Origin of the sequence: Pseudoxanthomonas winnipegensis (genome assembly GCF_004283755.1) — a bacterium.
Taxonomy (GTDB): Bacteria; Pseudomonadota; Gammaproteobacteria; order Xanthomonadales; family Xanthomonadaceae; genus Pseudoxanthomonas_A; species Pseudoxanthomonas_A winnipegensis.
Genome location: NZ_SHMH01000005.1, coordinates 412,993 through 423,773, shown reverse-complemented (window position 1 = coordinate 423,773; position 10,781 = coordinate 412,993). Strand labels below are relative to the sequence as shown.

Sequence of the window (10,781 nt, the reverse complement as noted above, 5' to 3'; positions counted from 1 at the left end):
GCTCGATCACCTGCTTCACCGCTTCGGCCTGGAACTCATCCGTGTACTGCTTGCTGTTGCCCATAAACACCTCGGTCATTGCCATCAATTATGGCAACCGGATGTCTACGAAAGGCTGGCCGGTCCAAAGGTCGAACTTCTTGCAGCCAAACTGCCTGCATGACAACTCGGCCTTGACCCAATCAGCTCACGCTGCAGGATGGGGGTCACACAGCCCTACGTGCGACCCCTCATTCGTGTGATGACGAATGAGTTTCTCAATAGCCTCGGGTGGGACTTTCGTATGGTAGCTGTGCGCACGATACGCCTGGGAGTTCTTCCCAGCGCGGAGGCCCTCCTGTCTTGACCGCAGTTCCTTGGACCGGTGTAGCGTAAGCCTGAATCGCCCCGGGATTCCCGGAGGCTCGTTGGCGTGAGTCACGTCTCCGTGGGCGTCCCGACAGAATTGCAGAGGGCCACGACACATCGTCCGCTTTGGGTCGGTAGCGACCCTTCCCCGCCATCGATAAACTTCCCTGATCGCGCATGGTTGCAGCATCTGGGAGATGGCCGAAGCGATAAATTGGCCGCAGCAAGCAGGTCTGCTGTCCAACACAAGCTCGACGTACGCGTTTTCTTTGGGCTGGCCGACGGCGATGAGCACCTGATTGCTAGGAACGCCGCGGATCAACAACGATCTTTCCGACACCAGTCCTCACTCAGGATCATCCCACCATCTTGTGCCCACATGACGTTCTTCAGCTGACCCTCAACGCGCTTGGCAATCTCGGACCTGCCGGCGTCGATATTTGACAGCGGCGCAATTTCGATCCGCTTGGCATCTTTCAGGTATATAACCCCGACCCAACGACCACCGTCTACCGGATGAAGATGAAGCTCATTGGACGCATCGGACACGGCGTCAATCAGCCCCTGGCGCATCATCTTCCACCCGCTCATTTCGCGGCATGGGGCCAGGCCAAAGCCCTCGCTCGAACGCAGGACTCAAGAACTGGGACAAGGCTTCGATCTGCTCGCCAGACAATGAAGCCCGCACTTCCTTGGCTATGCGGGCGCGCTGCTGCTCCGGCAGCTCTAGTGGCGTACTAGCGTCTTCTGGGTCTGGCTGGCCGATTCCAGCACCTTGCAGCGGCGCCGCTGCGCCAGCCAGGTCGTCTAGCAGCAGATGAAACATCTCGTCCTCTACTCGGCATTCCGCAAGGACCCGTTCGCGGATGTAGTCAGCGAGTGATCTGCCTTCTACGCGGGCGGACTCGACGAGCTTGCGCTTCTCCTCGGACGTAAAGGCGACGCTCACGGATTCGTTCCGGACGTCACGCATTCACATCTCCCGAGCTACCGTCCGAATAGACGGCGCGCGCACCGTCAGTTCGGGCGTCACTTGCTTGTAGCAGTTGACTGCTCGATCTGCTTAACCAGATCGCGCTTCTGCGTCTTGCTGAGGTCGTTCCAGCGCATGAGCAATTTAGCCAGCATCTCGTCCTCCGTATACAAGAACGCGGCAGGGACATTCAAGGCTTCCGCAAGCCTCTTCGCCATCTCGGCGCGGGGCTCATGCACGCCGCGTTCGTACTGGTTGACGCGAGGGCTCGCCACTTCAGGCTCCATACCGGCCAGAACGCCAAGCTGAGCTTGAGAAAGGCCCGCACGACTACGGGCTTCGGCCAGTCTCTGGGCAAAGATTGGACGCGTGGTATCGGACACTGGGCCCCCTACGGTTGGAACCATAGGATGGTGCAAGCGTCTATGCTTTCACACTAAGATATCCTTAGTTTTCGGTCAAGTCTTCAAGGATGCAACTGTTCCATGGGCCTCTATCTGGTCGCACCTGAGCACGGCGTAACCCTCGAGGTCCCAATCTCGGAGTCGGACGAGCGCGCCCTCGTTCGTCAATGGGCCCGGTTGCGAGAGACTGCTGCGCGTGAGCGATTCAACGTCAGGCTTGGCAAACACGTGACCAGCGCACTGTCTGAAGCCTTGGACTGGGACATCAAGGCACCAACTGATGCCCAGATGGCTCTGGCGTCGGTGCTAGCCCAAAAGCTAGCTACAGAAGTCCCGCCCGGGGCATTGTCCTCCCGGTTGGAGATGTCACTCTTCATCGACAAGGCGTCCGCTCGTCTCCGCGACGGCTGACCGGTGCGTCCACTGGCATTCTGTGGCTCTGTTCCAGCTCATCAGCCGATAGACCGGCTGTTATTTCTTTCTGGCCGTCTCAATGCTCGCGATCCCTTGGCGGGATCGGATCGCGCCCTGGCGAAATGGTGTCCTTGCTCCGGATCAAGCCATCGCGGCCCTTGGTTGTGAGTTCGCCGCCACCTTGCCTGTTAAGCATCCCCCGAGCCGCATCTTCCGCCGCTTTCTGGGTGGAGTGGACACTAGACGCACGGTCTGCGTCGTTGCGCTTGTTCGCCCACGAACCATCGTCGCGGCGGTATACGGTTCTGTCTCGGCCTTTGCTCATTGCGATGCTCCTGGTGGGTTTACTTCACTAGCTGCAACACGGGTTTCGCCCGCGGTGGTTCGGCAATCTCCGGGCTAACGGGCAAAATTTGAGCGAGTAGCGCAGGTTTAACGTCCAGCTGCTTGGCTACCGCCTCACGACTGAGCTTGTGATGGACGCGAAGGACCTCCAACGCTTTGGTTACGATCTCCGCTTCTTCCTTCTGGCAGAACGCGTCTTCGGCCTCCTGAATCGCCTCGCCGCGGTTCTTCAGGGTGATTACAGCGCCTCGGTACTGATCGTCGTCGAGCAGTTCCAAGGATTTGGCCCGATACAAGATCGCCGCTTTGCTGACCTGGAACTCTAGTTTCAGCGCACGAATACCGGCCCAGTCGATGCGGGTTCCGCGTTTGGGGAAAACCTTCAGGAATGTTGATCGGGGAAGGAGGAACGCCGAAGCGAATCGATTGGCTTCCGATTCGGTCTTACGATCCCCGGTTACATGCCCTTCGTGCAAGACCAAGTGCCCCAGCTCGTGGGCTATGTCGAAACGCATCCGAAAGGGGCTGGCTTTGGCGTCGTTGCGGACGATGACCGGGCGCCGCGACGTGATCGAGAGCGCATCAACCTCGGTCGAGGCGTCCTTGAAGAACGCCACAACGGCGCCTGCACTCTCCACCACGCGCACCATATGGGCGATTGGGCCTACGCCCAGCGACCAATGGCGACGCACTCTTTCCGCCGCAAGCTCGATCTCTTCCGCCGTGTGAGCGCCGGACTCATCCGGAAAATCGACATTCGGCAACCTCACCTTCGTGTCGAAGAACTCCACGAGTTGGTCGAAGATGGTGCCCATCGCCAGCACCCGTTGCCGCGTGCTGGTCTTGGTGGTGGCCAATTTCCTGAAGTGCGCCTGGTCCTCGGACAATACAGTACCGGCAGACTTGTAGAAGAATGCCGGCATGACCTGGAGCGAATCCGCTAACGAAAGAACTATCGGGTCATCTGATCGGGGTTTTGCTTTTCCGGTTTCTAGTTGGGAGACGTACTGCCGGGTTCTGTCGATATCGACCGCTACGTCGTTGAGTGTTTTGCCCCAAAAGTGACGTGCGAGTCGAAGCTGTCCCCCGTTAAACGTCTCGGTCACCGCCTGCGGTGGCGTGTGGGTTGGGCTCATAGGTGTCACCGGACGCAGCCGCGTCGTCGTAAATTGGAGTCAGATCAATCGGTGGGAGTTCAGCCGCGGCCGGGATGTAGTCGTCCACGGCGAAGAAGGTGCGAGCCGAGTCGCTGTACTGCCACTGCGCGACAACCTCACGCACCCGGTTGTAACCCACAAAATAGACGCTGTGCTCGTCGTCTTCCGTGAGTGCGCGCTCCACGATGAAGCGCCAGAGGTCCACCGACTTGTCACCGGTCGCGGGCAACAGTTCCAACTGCTGCATCTCGCTATCAGTCGGATTCAGCACGCGGAGCTTGCGAGGATTAAGGTGGTCATCCAAAAAGAAGCGCACCGGGTGCGGGCCGATGCCGATCAGTAGATCGTTACCGGCATGCTTGATGGTCAACCATGGGTAGCGTCGCGATCCAGCCAGTTGCGTCAGTGCGTTACGAATGCGGCCCCACGGGAGGGTGCCCGGGTGTAAGCACAGTAGTGTTCAGTACTAGTGTCGAGGAGTGCCTTGTGGAGGACCTCGAGCATGAGGTGAGCAATGATGCTCAACCGCTCTGGGGCCAACTCGGCGGAGACTTCTGCGGGGCTTGCCAGTTTTTCCACTTGTCTGTTCCCAGAACCGGTTTTGTCAAGTCAATAATTGAGCCGATTTCTCGATTTGTCAACTCATTCTTGGAGTGAGAAGCTCCCTTGCCTTGGCCCCGCAGGACTATGGCTTGAGATGTTCATGGCTGGGTGCGAGGATTTCCCCTCGTGCAGTGCGCTAACGTAAATTGCTACCTTGCAACGCAACACTGCTGGGCAACAGGGCTGGCGGGATTCGCGTTACGTGTTGCGCCCACCGCCGTCTTGGCTCGCAACGATTCCGGTTGGACTTGCGATGCAACGATGGATACGCCTGATTTTGCAGGAGATGTAGTAATTGCGCACCTTCTGACCACGCAACACTATAGATATATACCAAGATTGCGAAGTTGCACGTGCCGCTGGTCGGCGGCGCGTGCGGGATCAGGCTGACCGCTTCCGTGTCGAACGCCTGACCCTCCGACTTACTATTCCAGCCTGCGCTGAGCTTCTCCGCGTCAGTCCGCGGACAGTCTCCAACTGGGAAGCTGGCAAGGTTCGCATCCCCTACGCGTCGTACAAGCTCATGCGTGTCCTGCGTGGATCCAAGCTGCTAGGTCCTGAGTGGTCTGGGTTCTCGATTCGTGGCTCCCGGCTGTGCACACCCGAAGGTCGTGAGCTGCATGCCTCAGACCTCGCCTGGTGGTCCCTGATGGTTCTTCAAGCCCAGGAGTATCGCCACCAGCGCGCAGTGGCCACTGGCCGCCATGTCCAGCCTCTAGCCGCTGCCATGCTCTCGCATTGTCGAGCTCCAGCCGCGTTGGTACAGTCTAGGGAGACCCAGGTGTGTCGGCAGAGTGTCGACACATCTGGGGACTTTTCACCGCTGTGGCCGGTCAACAAGATCGCCACCGCTCTTCGTAGCGATGCAGTCCGCACACCACGTGCGGTTGGCCCGAGCAGTAACACGGGCCAAAAGGTCCGTAGACGCACCTGGAGGACCGCATGAGCGCTCCCCAGGCTACCACCCGCAAGACCAGCCCCAATGTTCGCTTGGTCGATCCGATCAAGAGCCAGGCCGAAGCTGCAGCCAGGTCGATGGGCGTATCGTTCAACGCCCTGGTCTCCATGGCTGTGTCTCAGTACCTCTCTGGCGATCGACCTCAATCGCAGGCTCCCTGCCAACCGTCTGTCGATCCACTTCCCGGCCTCCTTGCATCTGCGCTTGGCATGAAGCAAGCACTCGATGCCACAGTCCCGATCGGGGCCGCTGGCACAGCCTCAGCGCCAGCGTGTGGCGGAGTCAGCGGCCCGCTACCGTCTCGTAACATGAAGACCGTGAAGCGCAGCCGCAGTCCTCGATGCTGCCCTAATTACTCCTTCGTCTACAGGGTCGGTGATCGCCTTGATCTCTTCCTGACCTGCCCTGCTCGTGTACGCCCGCCTGGCATTGTCGGTGCAGCCTATGTCCACGAATACCGCCAGGCTGAGCGTTACGCAGAACCGCGTCGTGATGCCGCCGATGACGCGCTCGCGCGCCAGCCAGCCGGGCGATGTGCCGAACGCGCTGATGGCTGCGTACTACGCCCAGCGCGCCGGCGCCGGGCTGATCGTCAGCGAAGGCACCTGGATCGCGCCGCTGGGCAAGGGCTATGCCTGGACGCCCGGCATCCACAGTCCCGCGCAGGTGGAAGGCTGGCGCCAGGTGACCGAGGCCGTGCACGCCGCCGGCGGGCGGATCTTCGCCCAGCTCTGGCACGTCGGTCGGCTTAGCCACACCAGCCTGCTCGACGGGCGCTCGCCGGTGTCGTCCTCGGCCATCCAGGCCGAAGGCGTCAACGTGTTCGTGGCCGAGCGCCACGGGAAGCCCGGCTTCGTCCAGGCCTCGATGCCGCGTGCGCTGACCACCGGGGAAATCCCCGGCATCGTCGACGAGTTCCGCCAGGCGGCGCGCCATGCGATGGCCACCGGTTTCGACGGCGTCGAGCTGCACGCGGCCAACGGCTACCTGGTCAACCAGTTTATCGACTCCAACGCCAACGACCGCACCGATGCCTACGGCGGCTCGCTGGAGAACCGGCTGCGCTTCCTGGACGAAGTGGCCACGGCGCTGGTCGAAGGCACTGGGGACAGGCGCCGCGTCGGCATCCGCCTGGCCCCGCTGACCACGCTCAACGGCTGCTCGGACGCGCAGCCGCAGGTCACCTACCTGGCCGCCGCCAAGCGGCTGGGCGAGATCGGCGTTGCCTACCTGCATATCGCCGAGGCCGACTGGGAGGATGCGCCGCATATGCCGCTCGCGTTCAAGCAGCAGCTGCGCGCGGCCTTCCCCGGTGCGCTCATCTACGCGGGCAAGTACACCGCCGAGCGTGCGCGTGCCGCGCTGGAGGAAGGCTGGGCCGATCTGATCGCGTTCGGCCGGCCCTTCGTGGCCAACCCCGATCTTCCCGAGCGTCTGCGCACCGGCGCGCCGCTCAACGCGCACGATCCGGACACGCTGTTCGGCGGCGGGGCGCATGGCCTGACCGACTACCCTGCCCTGTCCGCATCCGTGGCTGGCGGCGGCTAGAAGACGGGTCATCCGCATTGCGTGCACGCCTCGCGTGGAACTGTCTACGATGCCGTCCCCCTTCCAGGAAAGACGGCCTTGGCGATCTATCTCATCCGGCATGGCGAGACCGAATGGTCGCGATCCGGCCGCCACACTGGCAGCACCGATCTCCCGCTGACCGAACACGGCGCGCAGATGGCGCGCGCGCTTGCGCCGCTGCTGGCCGGTGTGCACTTCGTCAGCTTGCTGGTCAGCCCTCGCCAGCGCGCCCAGGACACCTGCCGGCTCGCTGGTCTGGGGCGCGATGCGCAGATCGAGCCGGATCTGGCCGAGTGGGACTACGGCGACTACGAAGGCCTGCGCTCGACCGAGATCCAGGCCGCGCGACCCGACTGGGACATCTGGCGCGATGGCTGCCCCGGCGGCGAATCGCCGGCGGCCGTGTCCGCGCGCGCCGACCGGCTCGTCGCGCGTCTGCGTGCGCTGCCGGGCGATGTGGCGGTCTTCAGCCACGGCCACTTCGGGCGTGTGCTGACCGCGCGTTGGCTGCAGCGGCCGGTCGACCTGGGCCAGCATCTGATCCTGGATCCGGCCACGCTGTGCGTGCTCGATCTGGACGCCCGCCACGCGAACGTGCCGGTGATCCTGCGCTGGAACGTGTCCGCTCCGGCGGCCTGATCGTTTCGCGAGATCTGTCGCGACGGCTCTGGTGCAGCGGCGTCGTCCTGGGAAGCGCGCGAGCGGGTTCGCGCGGCAGATGCCAAGCCCGGCAATGCCCTGTGCGATTTCCTTCGCGTGATGCTTGCGGAAGGCCCGGGGCGTCATTAGAATGCCGGGCTCCCAAGACACCGGGGCCATAGCTCAGCTGGGAGAGCGCCTGCATGGCATGCAGGAGGTCGGCGGTTCGATCCCGCCTGGCTCCACCACGTTTCAATCGCAGTCGTTAGGCCCGTCTGCGAAGCAACACAGGTTTCACCGCGTCCCCATCGTCTAGAGGCCTAGGACATTACCCTTTCACGGTAGCGACCGGGGTTCGAATCCCCGTGGGGACGCCAAGTTGTACGAAGAGCGCAGCGTTGTCCGGCTGCGCTTTTTCTTGAAGTTCGGGGCCATAGCTCAGCTGGGAGAGCGCCTGCATGGCATGCAGGAGGTCGGCGGTTCGATCCCGCCTGGCTCCACCACTTCATCGCCGCATCCAAGACGCGCGGGTCGGAAGACCGACCCGTTCGCGTCAGATGTTCCAGACGCGTCCCCATCGTCTAGAGGCCTAGGACATTACCCTTTCACGGTAGCGACCGGGGTTCGAATCCCCGTGGGGACGCCAGTTTTACGAGAAGCGCAGCGCTCACCCGCTGCGCTTTTTTTTGCCACGCTGCGGTGCGTGAGAGTGTCGAGGTCATGAGCACGGGTCGATGCGCTGCGGCTGATGGATCAGGACTTCTTTCGACTCGAAGGCATCGAGCACATGCTCTGCCCCCTCCCTTTCGCCGCAGGCGGAGGAGAGCTCGAAGTCGCGAACCAGCGACTGAGGGGGCTTTTGCTCTTCGCTTTCGGTGGCTTGATCGGGAAAGCCCCGACCCCTCCCCATCCCTCCCCTTCGCCTATGGCGAAAGGGAGGGGGCCTCAAGTCGATGGTCTCCTGACACTGATCGCAGTGCGCGCAAGGCTGGGGTTCGAACACCCCGCGAACCGAAGCCTTGTGACCTGACGCGCGCGGCAGCGGGCCGCGGGCGGTGGCCGCGCCTAGCGAGGCAGGATGCCGAGCGCCCGAGTCAGGGCAGGATGCCCTGACCGAGGGAAAAGCGGACGCCGCCCTCCGGACCGATGCCCTTCCGAAGCCATAGCGCTCAAAGTCGGGGCCATAGCGCTCACCGCACAAGCGCGGGATGCAAGTTCAGCTTGCAAGTCGCGAGCGCGCGAGGTCGGCAAGCATTAGCCCCGCATGAAGGCGAACGCGCCCGGATCTTCATGCCCAGACCACCCCGGTTTCATCAAAATAAACAGGCGCAACGCCGTGCTTGCGATGTCGCCCCGCGTTCCGCCTGCCGATCCCTAGGAGTCTCGATGTCGAAGCCAGCCAGTGCCCTGTTCGCCCGCCATGAAACCGCTTTCGCCAGCTGGATCCGGCGCAACGGCTATGCGCCCGCGGAGGCTGTCGAGTACTTCTTGAACGACTCGCCCTACTTCAAGGGCGAGACCGAGCATCTGGATGCGCAGCAGCGTGCGGAGCTGGTGGAGCAGACCCGCGTGTTTCTGAGCAAGCTCAGCACCGAGCACCACTTCGCCATGCAGTTCCCCACGGTGTATCTGTGCACCGACAAGCAGGGGCGCCGGCTGCGCTACACCATCACCATGACCATCGGCGAAGACAAGGCCGAGTGGATCGGCCGCGTGTGGGCGGGCAGCGAGTATCTGGTCGAAGTGGCCGGCAGCGGCAGCGGCCCGAAGGCCAACTATCTGGCGCTGGCGCGCATGCATGTGGAGTCGCAGATCGACTGCGCCGACGCGATCGTCAAGCGCCCCCTGCCCGACTTCTGGTAAGCGCCCGCCTCAGGCGAGCGCGGACGCCTCGGCATCGACCGCGTCGACGCGGCGCAGCGTGGCCACCCCGTGGCCGCGCTCGGACAGATACTCCAGCCACTTGCCCAGGAAGGTGTTCATGCGCATGCGGTGGCTGATCAGCTCGGCCGGCGGCGGGAACAGCCCGATCACGTCCTGCCAGCGGCGCCCCACGTAGCAGTGCGTGGCCTCGGCCTGGCGCGCATCGCGGTACACCCGCACGAACGCCGACGGATCCGGCTCGCCGGTCTGCGGGTCGATGAGGCCGTAGGTCAGGCGCAGCTCGACCGTGTAGCGGTGGGTCTCGATCACGTCCACGCGCAGATCCAGGCCATCGCCGATGCTGGACACGTACTGGCCCGGCGCCAGGTCGATCGGAGCGAATAGCCGTGCCAACCGGCCGTAGTTTTCCGCGTACAGCCCCATCAGCCAGCCGAAGCGGCCCAGCTTGGGGAGGTGCGCGGCGCGGGAGAGCGTCAATGCCATGGGGGTGATCCTACACGCTGGCAGGCGCATGCGGCAGCATTGACGCCCGGTGGGTTGTGCACCTAACGTGGAGGTCCGCCCGCGCTTTTCCAACCGCCGGGCCGGCACCGTTTCCAGCGCCGTAAAGCCGGGCAGATGCCAGCGGCTTCAGAGCATTTCGCGCTGCAGGCCCAGGGTGGACATCACCTTGCTGGCGATTTCCTCGATCGAAGTGTGCGTGGTGCTCAGCGTGGGCAGCCGCTCGGTGCGGAACATGTCCTCCGCCGCGGCGACCTCGCGTTTGCAGGTCTCGAACTTGGCGTAGCTCGAGTTGGGCCGGCGCTCCTGGCGGATCTGGCACAGCCTGTCCGGGTCGATGGTCAGGCCGAAGAGCTTCTTGCGGTACGGGCGCAGCCTGGCGGGCAGCCGGTCGGTTTCCAGATCCTGGTCGGTGAGCGGGTAATTTGCCGCCTTAACCCCGTAATGCAGCGCCAGATAGACGCAGGTGGGCGTCTTGCCCGCGCGCGACACCGCGACCAGGATCAGGTCGGCCTCGTCGTAGTTGATCGCCACGCCATCGTCGTGGGTCAGCGCGAAGTTCATCGCGTTGATGCGGCGGTGATAGGCCTCGAAATTGACGATGCCGTGCGCCTGGCCCACGCGCGACTGGCGTACCGCGCCCAGCTCGCGCTCCATCGGATCGATGAAGGGCGCGAAGACATCGAGCATCAGCGCACCGCTGGAGGCCAGCGCCTGGGCGATGGAAGGATCGACGATCGAGTGGATCACGATCGGGCGCGCATCGTGGCGCAGGCCCGCTTCGCGGATGCGTTCGATCGCATCGCTGGCTTTTTCCGGATCGTCGACGAACGGAATCCGGTCGGTGATGAAGGAGAACCCGGAGAACTGCGTGAGCAGGCTATGCCCAATGGTTTCAACGGTGATACCGGTTCCATCCGAGACATAGAACACCGGCCGGACACTCGACATTGCCTTCATCCTGTCTGTTGAAACTGAAAACCCCG

The 10,781-nt window shown here is 63.0% G+C and carries 13 protein-coding genes and 4 tRNA genes; 9 read left to right on the top strand and 8 right to left on the bottom strand.

Annotated elements, in window-relative coordinates:
- Window positions 1–666 precede the first annotated feature (666 nt).
- The 3 genes from EAT51_RS12295 to EAT51_RS12285 all read right to left on the bottom strand — a co-directional run bounded on the left by EAT51_RS12295 (window position 667) and on the right by EAT51_RS12285 (window position 1,704).
- On the bottom strand, window positions 667–897 hold the full coding sequence (locus tag EAT51_RS12295) for a hypothetical protein (protein ID WP_130553992.1): 231 nt from the start codon (window positions 895–897) through the stop codon (window positions 667–669).
- A gap of 4 nt (window positions 898–901) precedes the next feature.
- Window positions 902–1,297, bottom strand: coding sequence for a hypothetical protein (locus tag EAT51_RS12290; RefSeq protein ID WP_130518427.1), 396 nt, complete (start codon window positions 1,295–1,297; stop codon window positions 902–904).
- 80 nt (window positions 1,298–1,377) lie between these two features.
- Entirely contained in the window at window positions 1,378–1,704 is a 327-nt protein-coding gene (locus tag EAT51_RS12285; protein ID WP_228257912.1) for a helix-turn-helix domain-containing protein, read from the bottom strand.
- Window positions 1,705–1,806: 102 nt separating this feature from the next.
- Between EAT51_RS12285 and EAT51_RS12280 the strand changes: the two genes are divergently transcribed.
- Window positions 1,807–2,136, top strand: coding sequence for a hypothetical protein (locus tag EAT51_RS12280; protein ID WP_130518423.1), 330 nt, complete (start codon window positions 1,807–1,809; stop codon window positions 2,134–2,136).
- 79 nt (window positions 2,137–2,215) lie between these two features.
- Here the strand turns inward: EAT51_RS12280 and EAT51_RS12275 are convergent, their stop codons facing one another.
- From EAT51_RS12275 to EAT51_RS12265, 3 genes are read right to left on the bottom strand one after another with little or no spacing between them, the layout of a single operon-like run.
- The gene (locus EAT51_RS12275; RefSeq protein ID WP_130518421.1) at window positions 2,216–2,464 is read right to left on the bottom strand and encodes a DUF2188 domain-containing protein; all 249 of its coding nucleotides are present in this window, start codon (window positions 2,462–2,464) and stop codon (window positions 2,216–2,218) included.
- A gap of 19 nt (window positions 2,465–2,483) precedes the next feature.
- A complete protein-coding gene (locus tag EAT51_RS12270) occupies window positions 2,484–3,620 on the bottom strand; it encodes a helix-turn-helix domain-containing protein (RefSeq protein ID WP_228257911.1) in 1,137 nt (378 codons plus the stop codon).
- Window positions 3,574–4,011, bottom strand: coding sequence for a hypothetical protein (locus EAT51_RS12265; RefSeq protein ID WP_130561691.1), 438 nt, complete (start codon window positions 4,009–4,011; stop codon window positions 3,574–3,576). The genes EAT51_RS12270 and EAT51_RS12265 overlap by 47 nt, the downstream gene beginning before the upstream one ends.
- Before the next feature lie 606 nt (window positions 4,012–4,617).
- On the opposite strand from EAT51_RS12265, the gene EAT51_RS12260 reads away from it, so the two are divergent.
- From EAT51_RS12260 to EAT51_RS12225, 8 genes are all read left to right on the top strand, one after another.
- On the top strand, window positions 4,618–5,190 hold the full coding sequence (locus tag EAT51_RS12260) for a VC1465 family Xer recombination activation factor (protein WP_228257910.1): 573 nt from the start codon (window positions 4,618–4,620) through the stop codon (window positions 5,188–5,190).
- 456 nt (window positions 5,191–5,646) lie between these two features.
- On the top strand, window positions 5,647–6,750 hold the full coding sequence (locus EAT51_RS12255) for an alkene reductase (RefSeq protein WP_130561690.1): 1,104 nt from the start codon (window positions 5,647–5,649) through the stop codon (window positions 6,748–6,750).
- Window positions 6,751–6,828: 78 nt separating this feature from the next.
- Window positions 6,829–7,410 (top strand): histidine phosphatase family protein, encoded by a 582-nt coding sequence (locus tag EAT51_RS12250; protein ID WP_130561689.1) that lies wholly within the window; start codon window positions 6,829–6,831, stop codon window positions 7,408–7,410.
- 172 nt (window positions 7,411–7,582) lie between these two features.
- Window positions 7,583–7,658: transfer RNA gene (locus EAT51_RS12245), tRNA-Ala, on the top strand.
- A 53-nt stretch (window positions 7,659–7,711) separates the two neighbouring features.
- Window positions 7,712–7,787, top strand: a tRNA-Glu gene (locus tag EAT51_RS12240).
- 50 nt (window positions 7,788–7,837) lie between these two features.
- Window positions 7,838–7,913 (top strand) — tRNA-Ala (locus EAT51_RS12235).
- 67 nt (window positions 7,914–7,980) lie between these two features.
- A tRNA-Glu gene (locus tag EAT51_RS12230) sits at window positions 7,981–8,056 on the top strand.
- 740 nt (window positions 8,057–8,796) lie between these two features.
- Complete coding sequence (locus tag EAT51_RS12225; protein WP_130561688.1) at window positions 8,797–9,273, top strand: hypothetical protein; 477 nt, start codon at window positions 8,797–8,799, stop codon at window positions 9,271–9,273.
- 9 nt (window positions 9,274–9,282) lie between these two features.
- Here EAT51_RS12225 and EAT51_RS12220 read toward each other — a convergent pair whose 3' ends face one another.
- Both EAT51_RS12220 and ppsR read right to left on the bottom strand, forming a co-directional pair.
- On the bottom strand, window positions 9,283–9,777 hold the full coding sequence (locus tag EAT51_RS12220) for a DUF1249 domain-containing protein (RefSeq protein ID WP_130518411.1): 495 nt from the start codon (window positions 9,775–9,777) through the stop codon (window positions 9,283–9,285).
- Window positions 9,778–9,924: 147 nt separating this feature from the next.
- Complete coding sequence (ppsR, locus tag EAT51_RS12215) at window positions 9,925–10,746, bottom strand: posphoenolpyruvate synthetase regulatory kinase/phosphorylase PpsR (protein ID WP_130518795.1); 822 nt, start codon at window positions 10,744–10,746, stop codon at window positions 9,925–9,927.
- Between the last annotated feature and the right edge of the window lie 35 nt (window positions 10,747–10,781).